A 22,770-nucleotide genomic window follows, 5' to 3' on the forward strand; every position below is an offset into this window, starting at 1 on the left:
GTATTAACTAAAAATATTATTTATGTTAGTGTTCTAATTCAGTGCTTTACTGAATGACCAAATATCGTAGTGATAAGGAATAACATAATTCGAACTTTGCAATGCAGCATGTCCCATCTTAGAAGGCACAATTAAACGGACATGAGCGTTATTACGAACAAAAGGTAATGCCAACAACCAACCAGCAGGTACTGTATAATCCCTCAATTGGCTACGAACCATGAGCATCCACGAATAATCCATTTCTACAACTGTACCATAGGCATAAGAACCTTGAACATTATAACGAAACACCAAAGGAGATGAATAAATAAGAGGATTCTCATATCCTGGATAAAAAACGTTCAAAGATTGAATGGAGTCACCCATTATACTTCTTTCTATATAGCGAACACAAATTTCATCATTTGTAGCAAAAGTATCCGTTTTATTTTCTTCGGAACCTCTATCCACTATTTGCATATACACCCCATCGGAAAGAGCTACATATTCATTCCTATCCAAATTTGTGACTGTATCATTCCTTTCAAATTCATCCTGCGAAATAATATGGATTCCATTATCTCTAATGAACCTACTCACCTCTCTTTTTTCATCTTCCAATTGCTCTGCATATGTTTTGGAGTTATCACATGCCTGAAATAGACCACCGGCAACCATCAAAGAGAGAAATAAATATACAAGTTTCTTCATTATCTGTTATTTAGCTATATTTGGCACAAATGTATCTCAAATCGAGGAATAAAACATAAGGAGAAGGTTAAAAGTTTGTAACTTTTAACCTTCTCCTTACACATTTAACCATGTTATTATAATCCATATAAATCTCATCACTAGAAAAAGACCTATACTTTACATTAAGGATCAGGGCGGCTTTTAGGAAAAAATTCTTAGTTTTTAGCTATAAGCAAAGACTTATACTTTTCAAGTGCCTTTTCAAAAACAGCCTTTGCTTCCTCCATTGTTCCAAAGAATTCACCTCCGGATGCATTCAAATGCCCACCTCCATTAAAGAATTCAGCAGCCACTTTATTACAAGGGAAAGTTCCTACGGAACGAAGAGATATTTTTATCATCGGCTTCTCGGTATCTTCACGCAAAAAGCAAGAGAAACATACATTTTTAATAGATAAGGGAATATTGACAAAGCCCTCGCTGTCGCCTTTGATATAATCAAATCTCCCCTGTTCCTCTTTCGTAAGAGAAATGAGTGCAGCGTTACAATCAGAATATACCACCATGTTCGACAAGACATATCCCATCAAACGCAAACGACTCTCAGAGTAAGTATTGTACACCTTGCGATAGATGTCATCTTTATCAATACCTTTGGAAAGGAGTTCACTGATAATGAAATAGATCTCGCGATTGTTGGAGTTGTAAGTAAACCCACCTGTATCAGTCATCATACCGGTGTAAATACATTCGGCTCCTTCCTTGGAAATATCACTGAAATAACCCATTCGGCAAATCAAACGAAATATTAATTCAGAAGTAGAAGAAATGGTAGGATAAGACATCGTAATCTTACAAAAATCTTCCGGATAAAGATGATGATCAATCAAGACTTTACGTGCCGGAGATGCAGCAACTGCATCTGCCATATCCTCAATACGTTTTAACGCATTGAAATCAAGACAACAAATAACATCTGCTTCGGCTATCAATTTATCAGCAAAATCTTTATAACGGTCATACAAAAGAACATCTTTACTACCCGGCATCCATCTCAGAAAATCAGGAAACGCATTGGGAACAATGACATTTACATTTTTTTCCTGTGAATCCAGAAAATGATAAAGTCCTAATGATGAACCGATAGCGTCGCCATCCGGAGAAACATGAGACACAATTACTATTTTGTCAGCCCTTTCAAACCACTTTGTAAAATGGTCAATCTTAGCCTGTTCAATTACTTTAGTCAGCATATTATAATTACTTTTTTGAGTTGCAAATGTACGATAAATCTTTGTACTTAGAGCAAAAAACGGATAGAACCTTCTTCAGATAAAGAGATAAAACGGAAACCTAATTGTCGACATTCTTTTTCTAGAAGCCGCTTTCGAGATTCTGAAAAAGAAGCATCCAAAACGATACATGACGGAGAAAATATCCGGGTTAGCTCTTTCATATGTCCTTCATAACCTTTACACAAATACAGATAATGAATAGATAACGGAGAAACTGCAAATTTGTTTTGCCAACGATTATCTGTGATCATACCCACACGGCAACCATGATAAGACAATATCTGCCGGTGACGAGAAAAACCGGCAGACTGAAAATCCGTTTTAACTTCCACAGGAGGTAAAAGTTGAATCTGTTTCCAATAGTTTGCTACAACACGCTTTAAACGTCTCTTATCCGATTGCTGATCTCCGTAGCTAAGCCACGAATGCCCATCATTTTCTATGCAATGCACCACCGGACACCCACGAACATTATAAAAGACAAGACTACGTTGAGGATGATTTGCCCAATTCATAATAGAATGTCCCACTCCTAACATCAACAAAAAGGATAAACATACCCATAAGTATCGAAGCCGGCGCTTCATCATATAATACAATACCAACAATAGGAATATATAAAAGCCTGCAACTTCCCATTGATAAAGCCAAATATTATCTATGGAAGAGAATGGTAATTGCTCTACCCAATGGACAAAAGTATTAAGGGCCTTAAGAAGCAACCTGCATCCTTCAGCCATGACAGATTGAAGCCAGAAAAAAGGAGTCAGGCAAAGCATCAAAACAGCCATATATAATATAATGGTTACTAAAGGAATCACTACCAGGTTAGTCAATAAGAAATGAGTGGAAAAACGGGAAAAGTAAAACATAACAAGGGGAGCCGTACCTAATTGTGCCGCTATAGATACTGCCATCAATCTCCAGATATATTTTCCCAACCAACCCTTGACAGGAAGCAACTGATAAATCGGTTTCTGAATTAATAAAATAGACGCTACCGCAAGAAACGAAAGTTGAAAACCTACATCAAACAGCCAGACCGGTTTACATAATAACATAAACCACGCAACTGCAGCTAAAGTATTTAATGAGATAGCCTTACGGCTGAATACTTCTGCTACTGCCAACGCAGAAAACATACTGGCCGAACGAATAACTGACGGCGACAGTCCTGTGAAAAATGCAAAGGACCATAATAATAGAAGGAGAAGAAGAGTGCGCAAATATTTTCCCGCATTACCTCCCTTCACATCCAACAATTTCAAAATATAAGAAAATAAGACATATAAAAGTCCTATATGCAAACCGGATAATGCCAAAACATGACTTGCACCAGAAACAGAATAACTTTCACGAATTGATTCACTTAGTTCAGTTTTATCCCCCACAGTCAATGCTGAAAGTACCGCTAATTCATCTCCTTCAAACCCTAGTTTCCGATATAAAGCCAGCAACTTCTCCCGATAAGAATTAGCCATCAACCGAAGGGAAGAAACTGAAACAGAAGACAACTTTGTCCATTTCCCGGAAGCAACATATCCGGTTCCGGCGATCCCTTTATACATCAGATAGCGGCTATAGTCAAATTCTCCAAAGTTTTTCCCGTTCACAGGAGGAGAGATTTGCGAAGAAACTAATAGTTCATCTCCATCCTGTAACCGCACTACTGACGAATCTTGTTCCAGATAAAGAATAGCCTTTCGCTCCACCGGACAAATATTGGCAGAATCATGATACTCTTCCAGAAATACACGACAAAGGTAGGACCGTTCCTTTAACTCCGGTGCATCTGTCAATCGTACCCGATAAACTGTTTCTTGATCTTTAAAGTCATAAACAGACTGTTGCAACTGCCCTGTTATTCCTATCCACCCTCCCATAAAACAAAGAGCAGAAACCGAGATACCAAAACACCAACGCAGGGAATGACGTCGTAAAAAATAAAAAGTAAAGGATAAACCGACAAAAAAACAAAAAAGAAGGATACTTCCAGACAGTACAGATGTATTGTCAAAGAACATATCTCCACAAAAAACGCCTGTTATCCATGGGATAATCAGGCGTATATACGGATACTGATGTAAATAGTAATTATCCAAGAAATAAATTAGATTTCGTGTAACTTCCGAATCATCTGTTCCGGATCGGGCGCTCCGAACACCGCATTACCGGCTACTAATGCATCCGCTCCTGCTTCCACTAACCGAGCTCCTGTCTCTAAGTTCACTCCTCCGTCCACTTCAATCAAAGCTTTCGACCCTGTACGTTCAATCAAAGACTTCAACTCACGGACTTTTTCAACAGAGTGTTCTATAAACTTCTGTCCACCGAATCCAGGATTTACGCTCATGATAAGAACCATATAAACATCCTGTATAATATCTTGCAATAAAGCTACCGGAGTTGCCGGATTAATAGTTACAGCAGGCTGCATCCCTGCTTCCCTGATCTGCTGAATTACCCTGTGCAAATGAGGGCAAGCTTCATAATGAACATTCATCGTATGAGCACCCAGTGCTTTAACTTCCGGTATAAACTTCTCCGGATTAACAATCATCAAATGTACATCCAAAGGCTTGTTCGTTAATTTAGCTACATATTTCAATACCGGAAAGCCGAACGAAATATTAGGAACAAACACTCCGTCCATAATATCAATATGCACCCACTCCGCTTCACTGCGGTTTATCATTTCAATATCTCTCGCCAAATATCCAAAATCAGCCGAAAGAATGGAAGGAGCAATAATTGGTTTCATCATTTATCTATTTTAGTTCATAAAAGGTTAGTTCATTCGAAATTCATTCGTAAGATGGAATCCACGAAGAAATTCGTCCGTTTTAAGACGTTTCTTACCGGGAAGCTGCAAAGATAGTATGGAAACAAATCCGTCAGGTAGGGCGACTTTGATATATTTCTTCCCATCCGTAACAATAGTACCCGGAGTAAGATCATGTGTTTCATGTATTTTCTCACTTTCAAATACTTTCATTATTACTGCTTCCCCTTCAGAGTTTATCAATTCGGTCCATGCGGCAGGATAAGGAGATAATCCGCGAATAAAATCGTATACCTTCTTCACCGGCTGATTCCAATCAATACGACAAGTCTCTTTAAAGATCTTCGGAGCCGAACGAAGTTCACCTGCTACCGCCATTTCTTCCTGAGGAATAGATTTCACTGTACCATTTAAAATATCATCAACTGTTTCAACAACCAACTTTCCTCCCAACATCATCAGTTTATCATGCACCACTTCTACATTATCTGTATCTGCAATTGGCACTCGTACCTGCTGAATTACTTCACCGGTATCTATTTCATGTTTTAAGAAAAAAGTAGTAATCCCTGTCTCCGTATCCCCATTGATTACCGCCCAATTGATAGGAGCCGCACCACGATATTGAGGAAGCAGAGAAGCATGAAGATTAAATGTACCCAATCGAGGCATGTTCCATACTACTTCCGGCAACATTCGAAAGGCAACCACAATCTGTAAGTCTGCCTTCCAAGCACGAAGAGCTTCCACAAAAGCTTCATCCTTTAGCTTTTCAGGTTGCAACAAAGGCAAATTCTGTTCCAACGCATATTGTTTTACCGGAGAATACTGCACTTTATGTCCGCGTCCTGCCGGTTTATCAGGCATTGTTATCACACCTACTACGTTATAACCACCCTCTACCAACTGACGCAAGGCCTCCACCGCAAAATCGGGTGTGCCCATATATACAATTCTTAAATCTTCTTTCTTCATTTCTTCTAGTCTTCTGAAAAATGTACCAACACCTGTCGATATGAATTAAATATCTTCGACTTAGAGACAAAACCTTCATAACGACCTTCTTCATCTACCACAGGTAAATTCCATGCTTTTGTATCATCAAAAGTCTGCATCACTTGCTCCATTCCATCCGTATCAAAGATCTTTGCAGGAGCAGATGTCATCAATTTACTAACGGTAAAGCGATGATAAAGTTCTTGACGAAACATGATATTACGAATGTCATCCAACAGTACTAATCCCAACAACTCACCGGTCTTTTTATCTGTCACCGGAAAAACATTTCGATGTGAAGCAGCAATTGCTTTTACAAGTTCACCCAAATCCATTTCCGGGTGGACTACCACAAAATCTTTCTCTACCACATTCTCCATCTTCATCAAAGTTAATACAGCTTTATCTTTATGATGAGTGAGTAATTGCCCTTTCTTGGCAAGACGCATGGAGTAAATACTATGTGGCTCAAATACAATAATCGTCAGGTATGAACTTACCGAGACAATCATCAATGGAAGAAACAAGTCATATCCTCCTGTCAGTTCCGCAATCAGGAATACGCCGGTCAGAGGAGCATGCATGACACCACTCATCACTCCTGCCATTCCCATTAAAGCAAAATTCTTTTCGGGCAGAAAAGCAGAGAATTCAAACTCATTACTGAAATGAGAAAAGACAAATCCCGCAATACATCCCAGATAAAGTGAAGGTGCAAAAATACCACCACATCCACCTCCACCATTCGTTGCACTGGAAGCAAACACCTTAAACAAGATAATCAGTAAAAGATATACCAACAACAAATTACCATATCCATAGAACATGGAATTGTTCATGACCGTATCCCACTCTACTGCCGATGATCCATTCAGTAAAAGTTCAATCGTATCGTAACCTTCGCCATAAAGAGGAGGAAAAAGGAAAATTAATACACTCAACATCACCCCGCCGAAAGCCAGTTTCTTATATGGATTTTTGAGCTTTCCGAAAACTCCTTCTACGGAATTCATTGCACGGGTAAAATACAGCGAAACAAGACCACAAAAAATACCTAATAAAATAACATAAGGAATACGCTCCAACTCGAATGCCTGATCCAGATGGAATTTAAACATAGCCTCGGTTCCGGTAATGATATAAGATACTGTTGCTGCCGTTACTGCCGAAATTAATAAAGGAAGCAAAGAGGACATAGTCAAGTCAATCATCAAGACTTCCAACGTAAACACCAAACCGGCGATCGGAGCCTTAAAGATTCCGGCAATTGCACCTGCCGCACCGCAACCAACCAGTAACATCAGGGTACGATGTTCCATCTTGAACACACTTCCCAAATTGGAACCGATTGCCGAACCGGTTAATACAATAGGAGCCTCCGCCCCGACCGATCCACCGAATCCGATGGTTATAGCACTGGCAATGGTAGACGACCATATATTATGTCTTTTAATACGTCCTTGTCTACGGGAAATAGCATACAAAATCTTAGTGACTCCATGACTAATATCATCTTTTACTATGTTCCGTACAAACAAACCCGCTAAAAAGATTCCGATTACCGGATATACTAAATAAAGATAGTTAGCTTCTGTCGCGTTAAAGTTTTCTGTAAGAAAATTCTGTATTTCATGAATCAGGAATTTCAATATTAAGGCTGCCATCGCCGTAAAGATACCAACAAGAAAACTTAGTATCAAGATGAATTGTTTCTCCTTAATATTATTTTCCCGCCATTTAATACAACGCTGTAACAAACTCTGTTTTTCTTTCCTCATCTATTCACGAATTATCTTAATCACTCCACCTTTATCCAACTTAATAATACTAGAAGGTTTTGGCCGGCTCATATCATCCTGACGATAACCTACAATATAATCTACAGCAGATTTTATTTCATCGCTGATTTCACTAAAATTAGCTGCACCCGGTTGCCCGCTAACATTGGCCGATGTAGAAACAATCGCCTTACGGAACTGTTGGCAAAGGCGTTTGGAGAACTCTTCATTTGTCACCCGGATACCAACACTACCGTCCTCAGCCAGCAGATTGGGAGCCAAATTACGCGCACCTGAATAAATAATGGTAAGTGGTTTTTCTGCAACATCAATTAAATCCCACGCCACCTCGGGAACATCCTGTACATAAAAATCTACTTTCACAGAGGTGTCCACCAGAACCAACATTGCTTTACTGTCGGCACGTTTTTTTATCTCATAAATTCGGCGTACAGCCTCTTCGTTAGTAGCGTCACAACCTATACCCCATACGGTATCAGTAGGATAAAGGATAACTCCTCCTCCATTCATCACCTGACAGGCTTTTTTAATATCTTCTATCATTTCTTGATTAATTTCTGTTGAGAATAACACGCAAAAGTACTACTTTTGCTCCGAATTCAAAAAGATTAAGTGAAAACTATGGAAGAAATTGTATTTCACCACTCATTGCCTATCCAATTACGCTTTAATGACGTAGACAAATTCGGTCACGTCAATAACACCGTTTATTTCTCTTTCTACGATTTGGGAAAGACTGAATATTTTGCTTATGTATGCCCGGGAGTCGACTGGGAAAAAATGGGAATTGTCGTTGTACATATTGAGGCAAATTTTGTCAAGCAAATTTTCGGATCGGATCATATTGCAGTACAAACAGCCGTTTCGGAAATCGGAACTAAAAGTTTTCATTTGGTTCAACGGGTGATCGACACAGAAACTTTTGAGGTAAAATGTGTCTGTAAATCTGTGATGGTTACTTACGATCTGGAAAAGCACGAATCTATGCCACTTACTCAGGAATGGATTGAGGCTATTTGCAGGTATGAAGGACGGGATTTACGGAAAAAGACAGGAAAATGATCATAAAAAGAGCTACAATGGCAAATATTCTTTTTAGAAAGTAATGTAGGTACTAAAAATATCATATATTTGTTTATTAAACAATCCCTTAATAAACAAAGAATACTCACCGCTATTCTTCTTATATCATGTTTTTCGGTAGTTTATTCTCAAACTAATAATTATACCAAAGCTGAATTAGGACAAAAAATGTGACTCTATCATCCAAGAAGGCAATCTCCTATATCGATATGAAAAAGCCACATGGGTATTTCAGGATATGTATATGAATAAACCGGAAACGATGGAAACTGCTGCTACTTATTTAACTTATGAGCAGGGAGATTCCATCAAATGTATTCTGATCGACAAAGAGGGGAAATGTTGTTTTGAAGTATCTTTTCTTGAAACATCAACACCTTGTTTAGTACGTCATTTATATCGCGACTTGTCCGATTGTGAAAACAACCTACTCAGTACCAGAACAAAAATTCTGAAAAGTATAGTCGAGAATTAATATGAGGCAGCACATTTGAAGGGTATAGTCTGAACTGGATATTACCCCCTTTTGAAAAAGGGTATAAACTTTATGCTATAAACGGAACTCAGCAAGCAAAAGAAGTCCCCACTGGAAACGACTATCTGTTCATCACTAATAAAGAAGGAGAAATACAATCCTGGAAGAAATTTCATTCCAGCCTTATTCCAATTGACAAGAGAAAACCCGGTGGAAAGCATTTCCATTCTCACCTAAAAAAAGAACCATTTATATCAGCAACAGATATTTGTACATTCAAGTTATACCAAAATCAAATTGGGCTCACCAGTTTTGGAGTATATTCACCGGCTCTTAGTACTTATTTTATCTATCAACTTGAAACAAATTCTATCAAAATTTCAAAAGATCTCGATGATATGTAGTAAAACATAGATAGTCTCCCATAATAATCTCATATAGACAAAATTGGATTGGCGATGTAAATATGCCAATCCTGTTTTAGTTTTCTCTTAATATAAGTTTCTAATAAAATATTATTGAGTCTATATCTACCTTGCTCTCTTAGAGATTATAAAGTTACTTTTTATTGTCACTTATCACTTTTCTGTATTAAGTCCCAGATAATCAATGATGAAATAGTGATAATAGACAGGTGACAATAGAGTGACAATAGAAATTTAGAACCTCCCTATTGTCACTTCCATTTAGTTATATTATCATTTATTTATCTGGTTATCAACGATTACAAATACAATTCGATCATCAATTTCCTGAGTGTTAAAAAACACAATCTACGGCTATTGCATTACTTGCTTTTTATTAATAAACAGAATGATTATTCAACTAATACGGCATATAATAGAACAAATACTACTAACCTTAACATACCGACAAGGCTCGACTACTGTTTTTTGCAAGGTACACATCCTCGTTTCACGTACGTAAACCATTCGGATGATGTACGTGAACCCAATAGATCACGTACGTGAAGCCATGGGACCATGTACGTAAAACGATATTTATCATTTCAAAAAGCCATTAACTAAAGGTTCAAAACAACTAAACAAACGGTCTATTTCCTCTAATATAAAGGGGATTACACAATTTTACATGCCAAATCTATTTAACCGAAATAAAAAGATAAGATGATTGCTTTGTCTCTTTTCTATATTTAAAAGAGATAGAAAATCCAATAATAACACAAAGAAAGGGAAAGTAAAAACACAAAAGCGCCGAGAATAATAGAATAACAAAGTAAAAGTGACAATAGAACCCGGATAATTTCCTATTGTCACCCTATTATCACCGGCTATTATCACCATTTTAGCATTGATAATAAGATGTTTAACTTAAAAAAAGTGACAAGTGACAATAAAACAAGTATTTTTTATCCTAAGAAGAAAAGCATAATTCAACAATAACATCGCATTCAAAACATTATTCATATATATAAAGGAAATTAGCTATCCGGCGTTCTCCCTGGTGATCGTACCTTTTATTATCACATGGATAATTAACAATACCATTTTCTGATACTCCTGACAGCCATAAAGTGGTAGATCCTCCACCATCCAAATTAATTGCATCTTTACCTCCTAACACTTTAAGCAAATGAGCTAACTCAGGGATATTTATCCCATCTGCAAGTCCTTCCGAACGTCCATCTACCGTTACAAATAAGATTTTTCCCTTTTTGGTAATACAAACAGCACTGCGGGGATGCTTTGTCCGAATAAACTCAGAATCACACATACTCCAGTCATAATAAGCCGCGTCTTTCAACATCAAAGGTCCGGAAGCTAGAATCGTTCCTTTTTTCCCTTCATACGTTTTCTCGATATCTCTGTTCCAAGGAATCAATTTCAGTTTACCTTTCTTGATGTAAATTGCTCCCGTTACCCGAATTTTAAATTCACTCAAAGTAGTCGTATCCACCAACTGTTCGTCCATTTTCAAGAAACAAATCGAATTTCCCTCCTTCATATTAAAATAAGAGCCATTAATTGCTGCAATTGCTTGATAGTTTGGAGCACTATAGCTGATTTTATCCATTTTTTCATTTACAGCCACCCCTACTTTCTTCTGTGTTGCCAGATCTATTTCAATTATATTGATGGATTGAACACCTTGATAGAGAGAAGGGATGACAACATGTTTATGAACAATACCTTTTTGTGTTTCCACAACCTGCCAGGGGGCAGTGACAATAGCGACAGAATCTACCTTCGTCTGAGCACCAACCACACCAACTAAAAAGACAAGCAAAATAAAGAAAGTAAAATAACGTTTCATGTTCATTGGAAAAATTATTGTTTTGTATTTCACTCAAAAAGAATAGATACAAAGATAAGCTCTATCCACATATTCAGCAAGTATTTGTCAAAAGAAAAAAAAAGTTCTATTCTTTAAAATAAATCTTAACTTTCAAATCTCCCCGAAATATTTTCGTCACATCTTACTATAAGCTTCCGCTTTTTTTCGTACTTTTACCCCTTGTTGGAAAGAAGTGCCTTTCCGACCTCTGAGAAAAGAAAAAGAAAAAACAATATATAAAATGAATCACAAATGGAATTATCAACCCATTACACCCGAACAGGCAGAGACAAGCCAGACATTGGCCCAAGAATTAGGGATTAGCCCGATACTTGGACAATTATTGGTGCAGCGGGGAATAACAAAGGCTTCAGAAGCCAAAAAGTTTTTCCGCCCGCAATTGCCCGATCTGTACGATCCATTCCTGATGAAGGATATGGACATTGCAGTGGAACGTCTGAACAGGGCAATGGGAAAGAAAGAGCGTATTCTGATTTATGGGGATTATGATGTAGACGGTACTACAGCTGTGGCACTGGTCTACAAGTTCATACAACAGTTCTACTCGAACATTGACTATTATATACCTGATCGTTATAACGAAGGATATGGTATTTCTAAAAAAGGTATAGACTATGCCGCAGAAACCGGTGTAGGTTTGATTATTGTACTCGACTGCGGAATTAAAGCAGTGGAAGAAATTTCGTATGCCAAAGAAAAAGGTATTGACTTCATCATCTGCGACCATCATGTTCCAGATGACGTTTTACCTCCTGCGATAGCTATTCTGAATGCGAAACGTTTGGACAACACGTATCCATACACACACCTTTCCGGCTGTGGTGTTGGTTTCAAATTCATGCAAGCATTCGCTATCAATAATGGCATTGAATTTCACCACCTGATTCCATTACTTGATTTAGTGGCAGTCAGTATCGCTTCGGATATCGTACCGATTATGGGTGAAAACCGGATCTTGGCTTTCCATGGTTTAAAGCAGCTAAACAGTAATCCCAGTGTCGGGATGAAAGCGATTATCGATGTTTGCGGACTTTCCGAACGTGAAATCACCGTTAGCGATATCGTATTCAAAATAGGTCCGCGCATCAATGCTTCAGGGAGAATTCAGAATGGTAAAGAGGCAGTAGACCTGCTAACAGAAAAGGATTTTTCCACTGCTCTGGAGAAAGCGGGACAGATCAACCAATACAATGAAACCCGAAAAGACTTGGATAAAAGTATGACAGAAGAGGCTAATCAGATTGTGGCTCATCTAGAAGGCTTGGCTGATCGACGTTCCATCGTACTTTTCAATGAAGAATGGCATAAAGGAGTGATCGGTATCGTTGCCTCCCGTCTGACAGAGATCTATTATCGCCCAGCAGTTGTACTGACACGTACAGATGACATGGCAACAGGTTCGGCACGTTCCGTATCCGGTTTTGATGTTTATAAGGCTATCGAGTATTGTCGTGACCTATTAGAAAATTTCGGAGGACATACTTACGCAGCCGGATTATCAATGAAGGTGGAAAATGTGGAAGCATTTACACAACGCTTTGAAGAGTTTGTCTCAAAAAACATTTTGCCCGAACAAACCAGTGCGGTGATAGATATTGATGCTGAAATTGACTTTAAGGACATTACTCCTAAGTTTTTTAATGATCTGAAGAAGTTCAATCCTTTCGGTCCGGATAATACTAAACCTGTATTCTGTACTCATCATGTATATGATTATGGAACCAGTAAAGTAGTTGGACGGGATCAGGAGCATATCAAACTGGAATTGGTAGATAACAAATCAAATAACGTAATGAATGGTATAGCTTTCGGTCAAAGCTCGCACGTTCGTTATATCAAAACGAAACGTTCATTTGATATCTGTTATTCCATTGAAGAAAATACACACAAGCGTGGTGAAGTGCAACTTCAAATTGAGGATATAAAGCCGATTGAATAAGTATCAGGAGATATTAAAACAATATTGGGGATATGACTCCTTCCGCGATTTGCAGGAGGAGATCATCACCAGTATCGGCGAAAGAAAGGATACGTTAGGATTGATGCCTACGGGAGGTGGAAAATCCATCACATTTCAAGTACCTGCTCTCGCACAGGAAGGAATTTGTATTGTTATCACTCCCCTCATAGCCCTTATGAAAGACCAGGTACAGAATCTTCGGAAACGAGGAATCAAAGCGCTGGCTATCTATTCCGGAATGTCCAGGCAGGAAATTCTTACTGCTCTGGAAAACTGTATCTTTGGTAATTATAAATTCTTATATATATCACCGGAACGTCTGGATACCGAAATATTCCGTATCAAACTACGTTCGATGAAAGTCTCAATGATCACAGTGGACGAAAGCCACTGTATTTCACAATGGGGATACGATTTCCGTCCGGCTTATCTTAAAATAGCTGAGATACGGGATTTACTACCAGGTGTCCCAGTACTAGCTTTAACGGCTACGGCAACTCCAGAAGTAGTGAAAGATATCCAGTCCAGGTTAAATTTTCGGGAAGAAACGTTTTCCGAATGAGTTTCGAGCGAAAGAATCTGGCCTATATTGTTCGCAAAACAGATAATAAAACAGGAGAGTTACTACATATTTTACGTCGGATAGAGGGTAGTGCTATTATTTATGTACGTAACAGACGACGTACCAAAGAAATAACCGAACTGCTGATGAACGAAAATATTACAGCAGATTTCTACCATGCCGGACTGGATAATGCTGTAAAAGATATCAGGCAGAAACGTTGGCAAAACGGTGAAGTACGCGTCATGGTAGCTACCAACGCTTTCGGTATGGGTATCGATAAACCGGATGTACGCATCGTCATCCACCTCGACCTTCCCGACTCTCCGGAAGCTTATTTCCAAGAGGCCGGACGTGCAGGGAGAGACGGGGAAAAAGCCTATGCCGTTATCCTGTATGCAAAATCCGATAAGACGACCCTTCACAAGCGGATCGCTGATACTTTTCCCGAAAAAGAATATATTCTAAATGTTTACGAACATCTGCAATATTATTACCAGATGGCAATGGGTGATGGCTTTCAGTGTGTTCGTGAGTTTAATCTGGAAGAGTTTTGCCGAAAGTTCAAGTACTTCCCTGTCCCGGTAGACAGTGCTTTAAAAATACTGACGCAAGCAGGTTATCTGGAATATACAGATGAACAAGATAACTCCTCGCGTATCTTTTTTACCATTCGGCGGGATGAACTTTATAAGTTGCACGAAATGGGCAAAGAAGCCGAAGCATTGATACAAGCCATCCTCCGTTCTTACACAGGGGTATTCACCGACTATGCTTATATCAGTGAAGAATCACTTGCCGTACGCACAGGACTAACGCGCCAACAAATCTATGCTATTTTAGTGACATTAACTAAACGTCGTATCGTAGATTACATCCCTCATAAGAAGACACCTTATATTATATATACGCGCGAACGAATGGAACTACATGATGTCCACATTCCCATTTCCGTCTATGAAGACCGCAAAGTACGATATGAAGCACGTATTAAGGCAATGGAAGAATATGTCACAACAGATAATATCTGTCGAAGCCGGATGTTACTTCGATACTTTGGTGAGAAGAATGAACATAGCTGCAAGCAATGTGATGTTTGTCTTAGTCATCATGCAGATAATCATTTGTCCGAAACTTCTTTCGAAGAACTAAAAAGACAGATTCTCTTTATACTCAACAAAAAGAAACTTACTCCTGCGGATATCGCTAACCAAGTGGAAACAGAAAAAGAAGATATAGGAGAAGTCATTCAGTATTTATTAGAAGAAGGAGTATTGAAGATAGAAGATGGAATGATCTATATTTCAAAATAAGTTATTACATTTGCACATAAACTCAAAAATAACAGAATCATGCCGAACTTTTTTAAATCATTCTTTTCCGGGAAGAGTGAAACATCAGAAAGTGAAAAACAAAAAAACGACCAAAAGAATTTCGAAATATTCAAATATGACGGCTTACGTGCACAGCGTATGGGACGTGCGGATTATGCTGTAAAATGTTTCACTGAAGCCCTTGCCATCGAAGAGGATTTCGAAACAATGGGGTATCTTAGCCAGCTGTATATCCAAATGGGAGAAACAGAGAAAGCACGTATACTCTTGGAAAAAATGGCTGTAATAGAGCCGGATATGACCAACACCTTCCTGACCTTGGCTAACGTATGTTACGTTCAGGAAGACTACAAAGCAATGGAAGAGGCTGCCAATAAAGCAATCGCAATCGAAGAAGGCAATGCTGTTGCTCACTTCCTTTTAGGAAAAGCCTGCAAAGGACAAGATGATGATCTCATGACGATCGCCCATCTGACTAAAGCTATCTCACTGAAAGATGATTTCATTGAAGCTCGTCTAATGCGTGCTCAAGCATTAGTAAAGATGCACCAATATAAGGAAGCAATGGAAGATATTGATGCCGTACTGGCACAAAATCAGGAAGAAGAGACCGCCATACTTCTACGTGGGAAAGTGGAAGAATCTAATCAGCAACAAGAGGAAGCAGAAGCAGACTATAAACAGGTGACAGAAATAAATCCGTTCAACGAACAAGCTTATCTTTATCTTGGGCAACTTTTCATTAACCAGAAAAAACTGTCGGAAGCGATTAGCCTGTTCGACGAAGCAATCGAACTAAATCCTAATTTTGCAGAAGCCTATAAAGAGCGCGGACGTGCCAAACTTCTTAACGGAGATAAAGATGGTTCTGTGGAAGATATGAAAAAATCACTGGAGTTAAATCCAAAGGATGGTTCAAGTCTTAACGGGGAGTTTAAGAATTTGGGAACCAAACCGGAAACACTGCCTGGAATCTTCTAAAACAGCAAGAAAAATGTAATTAAGAGCGAAATATTTCTGTAACATAGCATGATACTTTCATCTATTTTAGATGAAAAACTAAAAAAAATATCGTTTTTTATTTGCATCTAACAGAAAAGTATTACTTTTGTCCCATAAATTAAAAAATAAAGCTAAAAAATTGAGATTCGAATGAAATCATTTACTTATGCATATTACTTCTTTTTTTACTTTTACTTTAGCAACAAAGTGGAGCGGGAGTTTGTATGTATCAAGTGACAGTGATGCTTAAGGACTGAATGAAGAAATCAATCATATGAATCCCGCTCCGACATGGACGCGGGATTTTTTTATTTATAGAAATTTAGAACAATGAAAAAGATAGCAATTCAAGGAACAATCGGCTCGTATCACGACATCGCCGCACACAAGTACTTCGAAGGAGAAGAAATAGAGTTAATCTGTTGTGCCAACTTCGAGGATGTGTTTACATCGATCCGAAAAGACAGTCAAGTCATCGGGATGCTTGCCATTGAAAATACAATTGCAGGTAGTCTGTTACACAACAATGAGTTATTGAGACAAAGTGGTACACAGATTATTGGAGAATACAAACTGCGCATTTCTCACAGTTTTGTCTGTCTCCCGGATGAAGACTGGAAGGATTTGAATGAGGTAAACTCCCACCCTATCGCATTAATGCAATGCCGCGAGTTTCTGAACCAACATCCGCAACTGAAAGTAGTAGAAAGCGAGGACACAGCGCTCAGCGCAGAAATTATTAAAAAAGAGAACTTGAAAGGACATGCAGCCATCTGTTCCAAAACAGCAGCAGAGCGCTATGGAATGAAAGTTTTACAGGAAGGTATCGAAACCAACAAACACAACTTCACCCGTTTTTTAGTAGTGGCCGATCCTTGGCAAGTTGATGAACTCCGCCAACATCATACCAATGCTATCAATAAAGCAAGTATGGTATTCACACTACCACATATGGAAGGAAGTCTTTCACAAGTGTTATCAATTTTATCGTTCTATAATATCAATCTGACTAAGATACAATCGTTGCCGATCATCGGACGTGAATGGGAATACCAATTTTATGTAGATGTAGCTTTCAACGATTATCTGAGATATAAACAATCCATTACAGCAATCACTCCATTAACCAAAGAACTTAAATTATTAGGCGAATATGCAGAAGGAAAATCAAACATATAAGATATCTCCAGCCGATAGACTGAGTAGTGTCAGTGAATACTACTTCTCCAAAAAACTTAAAGAAGTAGCTCAAATGAATGCTGAAGGTAAAGATATAATTAGTCTGGGAATTGGAAGTCCTGATATGCCACCTTCAGAGAAGACGATCGAAACATTGTGTAACAATGCACACGACCCGAATGGACATGGTTACCAACCGTATGTAGGTATTCCTGAACTTCGTAAAGCTTTTGCCAATTGGTATCAGCGCTGGTATGGAGTAGAACTAAACTCAAATACTGAAATACAACCGCTTATTGGTTCAAAAGAGGGTATCCTTCATGTCACACTCGCTTTCGTTAATCCGGGAGAACAAGTTCTAGTCCCCAATCCAGGATATCCGACTTATACTTCTCTGAGTAAAATACTTGGTGCAGAGGTGATTAATTACGATTTGAAAGAAGAGGATGGATGGATGCCGGATTTCGAAGCATTGGAAAAGATGAATCTAAGCCGGGTTAAATTAATGTGGACCAACTATCCCAATATGCCAACAGGTGCCAATGCAACGCCGGAACTGTACAAATGTTTGGTAGACTTTGCACGTCGCAAGAATATCGTGATTGTCAATGACAATCCATACAGCTTTATCCTAAACGAAAAGCCAATTAGTATTCTCAGTGTACCGGGAGCTAAAGAGTGTTGCATCGAATTCAACTCCATGAGTAAAAGCCATAATATGCCGGGATGGCGTATCGGAATGATAGCTTCGAATTCAAACTTTATCCAATGGATCTTGAAAGTGAAAAGCAATATCGACAGCGGAATGTTTCGTGCCATGCAACTGGCGGCAGCCACCGCTTTAGAAGCAGAGAAGAGTTGGTATGAAGGTAACAACCTGAATTATCGGAATCGTCGTCATCTAGCGGGTGAAATCATGAATACTCTAGGTTGCACGTACGATGAAAAACAAGTAGGAATGTTTCTTTGGGGAAAAATTCCTGCTTCTTGTAGGGATGTGGAGGAACTGACAGAAAGAGTACTCCATGAAGCGAGAGTATTTATTACCCCTGGATTTATCTTCGGAAGCAATGGAGCCAGATATATCCGTATCTCTCTTTGCTGCAAAGACGACAAACTGGCAGAAGCATTGGAGAGAATAAAGAAACTTTCCTAATCATCTAAAGAGAGAAACAAAAGGAATAGAACAAATCTCCTGATAAAAACTGAATATCAGAATAAAATAAAAATAAAGAAAGAATATGGAACTCGAATCAATTTTATTACCGGGCATTGAAGCGAAAAGACCGATTGTCATCGCCGGTCCATGTAGCGCAGAGACTGAAGAACAAGTTATGGATACAGCCAAACAACTGGCTGCTAAAGGACAAAAAATATTTCGTGCCGGAATCTGGAAGCCACGCACCAAACCGGGAGGCTTCGAAGGTATCGGAGTAGAAGCCCTTCCCTGGTTGAAAGAAGTGAAAAAAGAAACAGGTATGTATGTTTCTACCGAAGTAGCTACAGCTAAGCATGTTTATGAATGTCTGAAAGCGGGTATTGATATTCTTTGGATAGGTGCACGTACTACTGCCAATCCCTTCGCCGTACAAGAAATTGCGGATGCCCTGAAAGGTGTAGATATTCCCGTACTCGTAAAGAACCCGGTAAATCCGGATCTTGAATTATGGATCGGTGCTTTGGAACGCATTCATAACGCTGGTTTGAAACGTCTAGGAGCTATCCATCGCGGTTTCAGCAGCTACGATAAGAAAATTTATCGCAATCTTCCTCAATGGCATATTCCAATCGAACTACGCCGTCGTATTCCTAACTTACCTATTTTCTGCGATCCTAGTCATATTGGAGGTAAACGAGAATTGGTAGCTCCTCTTTGCCAGCAAGCAATGGATTTAAATTTCGACGGCCTGATTGTAGAAAGTCATTGTAATCCGGATTGTGCATGGAGTGATGCATCTCAACAGGTTACTCCGGATGTACTGGATTACATCCTCAACTTATTAGTGATTCGTACCGAAACTCAAACAACAGAGAACCTATCAGAACTGCGCAAGCAAATTGATGAATGTGACGATAACATCATCCAGGAATTATCAAAAAGAATGCGTGTAGCACGTGAAATCGGTACTTATAAGAAAGAACATGGAATCACTGTTCTCCAAACAGGACGTTATAACGAAATTTTGGAAAAGCGTGGTGCACAAGGTGAGCATTGCGGTATGGATGGAGAATTCATGAAAAAGATATTCGAAGCCATCCACGAAGAATCTGTTCGCCAACAGATGGAAATCATTAATAAGTAATAGGAGAATTACCACGTAATAAACTGATAAATAAAGATATGAGAATATTAATCCTTGGAGCCGGAAAAATGGGTTCCTTCTTTACCGATATATTAAGTTTCCAGCACGAGACGGCCGTGTTTGACGTCAATCCGCACCAGTTACGTTTTGTCTATAACACCTATCGTTTCACTACACTAGAGGAGATTAAAGAATTTGAACCGGAATTAGTCATCAACGCTGCTACTGTGAAGTATACTCTTGATGCCTTCCGCACCGTATTGCCAGTGTTACCCAAGGACTGTATTATAAGTGATATCGCCTCGGTAAAAAACGGACTGAAGAAATTCTATGAAGAAAGTGGTTTCCGTTATGTCTCTTCTCACCCGATGTTTGGTCCTACTTTTGCCAGCCTCAGCAATCTGAGCAGCGAAAATGCAATTATCATCAGCGAAGGTGACCACTTGGGAAAGATATTCTTCAAAGACCTTTACCAGACATTACGCCTAAATATTTTTGAGTATACATTTGACGAACACGATGAGACAGTGGCTTACTCATTGTCTATTCCATTTGTATCGACTTTTGTGTTTGCAGCAGTAATGAAACATCAGGAAGCACCCGGTACTACCTTCAAAAAGCATATGGCTATCGCCAAAGGACTTTTGAACGAAGATGACTACCTGCTTCAGGAAATTTTATTCAATCCCCGTACCCCGTCACAAGTAGCCAATATCAGGACAGAGCTAAAAAATCTGCTTGAAATCATTGAAAACAAAGATGCGGAAGGAATGAAGAAGTATCTGACGAAGATTCGCGAGAAAATTAAATAATCCTTTAGTCTGTATAGGCAATATTTAACGATCCTCTGCTAAAAATCTTTTTTGCAGAGGATTTTTTTATGTGTAACTTTGTATCCGCAAAAACGGATTCACAGGAGATAAGAACAATGATTGATCAAGCAACAATAGACCGTATATTAGATGCATCACAGATAATAGATGTTGTATCTGATTTTGTCACTTTGCGTAAACGTGGAGTGAATTATGTCGGTTTATGTCCGTTCCATAGTGATAAGACACCTTCTTTTTATGTCTCTCCTGCCAAAGGACTTTGTAAATGCTTCGCTTGTGGAAAAGGGGGAAATGTTGTACATTTCATAATGGAACATGAACAAATGTCTTATCCGGAAGCTCTAAAATACCTTGCCAAAAAGTACAATATTGAAATTAAGGAACGGGAGTTAAGTGATGAAGAGAAACTGGTCCAAAGTGAACGTGAGAGTCTTTTCATCGTCAATAACTATGCACGTGACTACTTTCAAGATATTTTAAAAAATCATGTAGACGGTCGTAGTATTGGTATGGCATACTTCCGTAACCGTGGTTTTCGGGATGACATTATTGAGAAATTTCAATTAGGATATTGTACCGACAGTCATGACGCTTTTGCACAAGAAGCTCTACAAAAAGGATATAAAAAAGAATATCTTGTTAAAACCGGACTTTGCTACGAAACAGATGACCACCGATTACGCGACCGTTTCTGGGGACGAGTTATTTTTCCTGTTCATACACTATCAGGCAAAGTTGTTGCTTTCGGCGGACGTGTACTTGCCAATGCAACAAAGGGAGTCAAAGTAAAATATGTCAATTCTCCCGAATCTGAGATTTATCATAAGAGCAACGAATTATATGGTATTTACTTCGCGAAACAAGCGATCGTAAAGCAAGATCGTTGCTTTCTAGTTGAAGGCTATACGGATGTTATTTCCATGCACCAATCGGGTATAGAAAATGTAGTTGCTTCCTCTGGAACGGCCTTAACGCCGGGACAGATCCGTATGATCCATCGTTTCACTAATAATATCACTGTTCTTTATGACGGTGACGTAGCAGGTATCAAAGCTTCTCTCCGAGGAATCGATATGTTACTTGAAGAAGGAATGAATATCAAGGTATGTTTGCTTCCTGACGGTGATGACCCGGACTCTTTTGCCCGTAAACATAACTCCATTGAATTCCAAGCCTTCATTAAAGAGCATGAAAGTGATTTTATCCGTTTCAAGACAAACTTATTGTTAGAAGACGCTGGAAAAGATCCAATCAAGCGTGCAGAACTGATAGGTAATCTGGTACAAAGTATTTCCGTTATTCCGGAGGCTATTATACGGGATGTTTATATCAAAGAATGTGCTCAGTTACTACATGTAGAAGATAAACTACTTGTATCCGAGGTAGCTAAAAGACGGGAAGCACAAGCGGAAAAACGAGTTGAACAAACAGAACGGGAACGTAGAATTAACGAAAGAGCAGCTAATATGTCTCAGGCTGTACCTGGAGAAAATATCCCAATGCCTGACGGAGATATTCCAATGCCACCCGAAGTAGGTGCTGGATATTCGAAGGTTCCATCTACCTTGCAAGAGGATAGCTATACTTCCTTTATTCCTCAGGAAGGAAAAGAAGGACAAGAGTTCTACAAATTTGAACGACTTATTTTACAAGCGGTAGTCCGTTATGGGGAAAAGATTATGTGTAATCTGACTGATGAAGAAGGGAATGAGACTCCTGTAACTGTCATAGAATACATTATTAATGATTTGAAAGAAGATGATCTGGCTTTCCATAATCCGTTACATCGCCAGATTCTATCGGAAGCAGCAACACATATTCACGACTCAGGATTTGTGGCAGAACGCTATTTCCTGGCACATTCAGATCCGACTATCAGCAGACTAAGTGTCGATCTGATTAATGTACGTTATCAACTCAGTAAATATCATTCGAAATCACAGAAGATTGTGACAGATGAGGAACGTCTTTATGAATTAGTTCCCATGCTAATGATAAACTTCAAATATGCAATTGTAACAGAAGAATTAAAACACATGCTTTATGCATTGCAAGATCCATCTCTCGCTAATGACAATGAAAAGTGTAACTCACTGATGCAACGTTACAATGAATTAAGAGGAGTACAAAGTATTATGGCTAAACGCTAGGGGATCGCGTAGTTCTGCGATAATCC

At 38.9% G+C, this 22,770-nt stretch carries 16 protein-coding genes and 2 pseudogenes; 10 read left to right on the plus strand and 8 right to left on the minus strand.

All coding sequences use genetic code 11. The features are described from left to right. Positions 1 to 33: 33 nt before the first annotated feature. The 7 genes from bamK to JCM17102_RS14695 form a co-directional block, all read right to left on the minus strand. The gene (gene bamK, locus JCM17102_RS14665; RefSeq protein WP_025075696.1) at positions 34 to 693 is read right to left on the minus strand and encodes a BamK family beta-barrel-assembly machinery protein; all 660 of its coding nucleotides are present in this window, start codon (positions 691 to 693) and stop codon (positions 34 to 36) included. A gap of 197 nt (positions 694 to 890) precedes the next feature. Continuing rightward, a complete protein-coding gene (locus JCM17102_RS14670; RefSeq protein WP_025075697.1) occupies positions 891 to 1,928 on the minus strand; it encodes a DHH family phosphoesterase in 1,038 nt (345 codons plus the stop codon). A 47-nt stretch (positions 1,929 to 1,975) separates the two neighbouring features. Further along, positions 1,976 to 4,072, minus strand: a complete 2,097-nt coding sequence (locus tag JCM17102_RS14675) for a ComEC/Rec2 family competence protein (RefSeq protein ID WP_025075698.1) — start codon at positions 4,070 to 4,072, stop codon at positions 1,976 to 1,978. 8 nt (positions 4,073 to 4,080) lie between these two features. After that, positions 4,081 to 4,731 carry a ribulose-phosphate 3-epimerase gene (gene rpe / locus JCM17102_RS14680; protein WP_025075699.1) on the minus strand — a complete coding sequence of 217 codons (651 nt, stop codon included), beginning with the start codon at positions 4,729 to 4,731 and terminating at the stop codon, positions 4,081 to 4,083. A gap of 27 nt (positions 4,732 to 4,758) precedes the next feature. Beyond that, on the minus strand, positions 4,759 to 5,727 hold the full coding sequence (gene fmt / locus JCM17102_RS14685; protein ID WP_025075700.1) for a methionyl-tRNA formyltransferase: 969 nt from the start codon (positions 5,725 to 5,727) through the stop codon (positions 4,759 to 4,761). 5 nt (positions 5,728 to 5,732) lie between these two features. After that, the gene (locus tag JCM17102_RS14690; RefSeq protein WP_025075701.1) at positions 5,733 to 7,526 is read right to left on the minus strand and encodes a chloride channel protein; all 1,794 of its coding nucleotides are present in this window, start codon (positions 7,524 to 7,526) and stop codon (positions 5,733 to 5,735) included. Continuing rightward, a complete protein-coding gene (locus tag JCM17102_RS14695; protein ID WP_025075702.1) occupies positions 7,527 to 8,090 on the minus strand; it encodes an L-threonylcarbamoyladenylate synthase in 564 nt (187 codons plus the stop codon). 78 nt (positions 8,091 to 8,168) lie between these two features. Between JCM17102_RS14695 and JCM17102_RS14700 the strand changes: the two genes are divergently transcribed. Both JCM17102_RS14700 and JCM17102_RS31820 read left to right on the plus strand, forming a co-directional pair. Beyond that, entirely contained in the window at positions 8,169 to 8,609 is a 441-nt protein-coding gene (locus JCM17102_RS14700; RefSeq protein ID WP_025075703.1) for an acyl-CoA thioesterase, read from the plus strand. A 265-nt stretch (positions 8,610 to 8,874) separates the two neighbouring features. Next, positions 8,875 to 9,105, plus strand: a complete 231-nt coding sequence (locus tag JCM17102_RS31820; protein WP_245798503.1) for a hypothetical protein — start codon at positions 8,875 to 8,877, stop codon at positions 9,103 to 9,105. Between the two features lie 1,419 nt (positions 9,106 to 10,524). Here the strand turns inward: JCM17102_RS31820 and JCM17102_RS14710 are convergent. Then, positions 10,525 to 11,379, minus strand: coding sequence for a phosphodiester glycosidase family protein (locus JCM17102_RS14710; RefSeq protein WP_025075705.1), 855 nt, complete (start codon positions 11,377 to 11,379; stop codon positions 10,525 to 10,527). 262 nt (positions 11,380 to 11,641) lie between these two features. On the opposite strand from JCM17102_RS14710, the gene recJ reads away from it, so the two are divergent. The 8 genes and pseudogenes from recJ to dnaG all read left to right on the plus strand — a co-directional run bounded on the left by recJ (position 11,642) and on the right by dnaG (position 22,767). Continuing rightward, the gene (gene recJ, locus JCM17102_RS14715; protein ID WP_025075706.1) at positions 11,642 to 13,360 is read left to right on the plus strand and encodes a single-stranded-DNA-specific exonuclease RecJ; all 1,719 of its coding nucleotides are present in this window, start codon (positions 11,642 to 11,644) and stop codon (positions 13,358 to 13,360) included. After that, positions 13,353 to 15,256, plus strand: a pseudogene (locus tag JCM17102_RS27820) (RecQ family ATP-dependent DNA helicase). Before recJ ends, JCM17102_RS27820 begins: the two are co-directional and overlap by 8 nt. Before the next feature lie 39 nt (positions 15,257 to 15,295). Next, complete coding sequence (locus tag JCM17102_RS14725; RefSeq protein ID WP_025075707.1) at positions 15,296 to 16,258, plus strand: tetratricopeptide repeat protein; 963 nt, start codon at positions 15,296 to 15,298, stop codon at positions 16,256 to 16,258. A 351-nt stretch (positions 16,259 to 16,609) separates the two neighbouring features. After that, positions 16,610 to 17,458, plus strand: coding sequence for a prephenate dehydratase (locus tag JCM17102_RS14730; protein WP_025075708.1), 849 nt, complete (start codon positions 16,610 to 16,612; stop codon positions 17,456 to 17,458). Then, positions 17,433 to 18,614, plus strand: a complete 1,182-nt coding sequence (locus JCM17102_RS14735) for a pyridoxal phosphate-dependent aminotransferase (RefSeq protein ID WP_025075709.1) — start codon at positions 17,433 to 17,435, stop codon at positions 18,612 to 18,614. The genes JCM17102_RS14730 and JCM17102_RS14735 overlap by 26 nt, the downstream gene beginning before the upstream one ends. Positions 18,615 to 18,699: 85 nt before the next feature. Beyond that, positions 18,700 to 19,761 carry a bifunctional 3-deoxy-7-phosphoheptulonate synthase/chorismate mutase type II gene (locus tag JCM17102_RS14740; protein WP_025075710.1) on the plus strand — a complete coding sequence of 354 codons (1,062 nt, stop codon included), beginning with the start codon at positions 18,700 to 18,702 and terminating at the stop codon, positions 19,759 to 19,761. A gap of 38 nt (positions 19,762 to 19,799) precedes the next feature. Beyond that, positions 19,800 to 20,573, plus strand: coding sequence for a prephenate dehydrogenase (locus JCM17102_RS14745; RefSeq protein ID WP_025075711.1), 774 nt, complete (start codon positions 19,800 to 19,802; stop codon positions 20,571 to 20,573). Positions 20,574 to 20,689: 116 nt separating this feature from the next. Further along, positions 20,690 to 22,767, plus strand: a pseudogene (dnaG, locus tag JCM17102_RS27825) (DNA primase). Positions 22,768 to 22,770 lie beyond the last annotated feature (3 nt).

The organism is Bacteroides faecichinchillae JCM 17102, assembly GCF_000614145.1.
Classification (GTDB): Bacteria; Bacteroidota; Bacteroidia; order Bacteroidales; family Bacteroidaceae; genus Bacteroides; species Bacteroides faecichinchillae.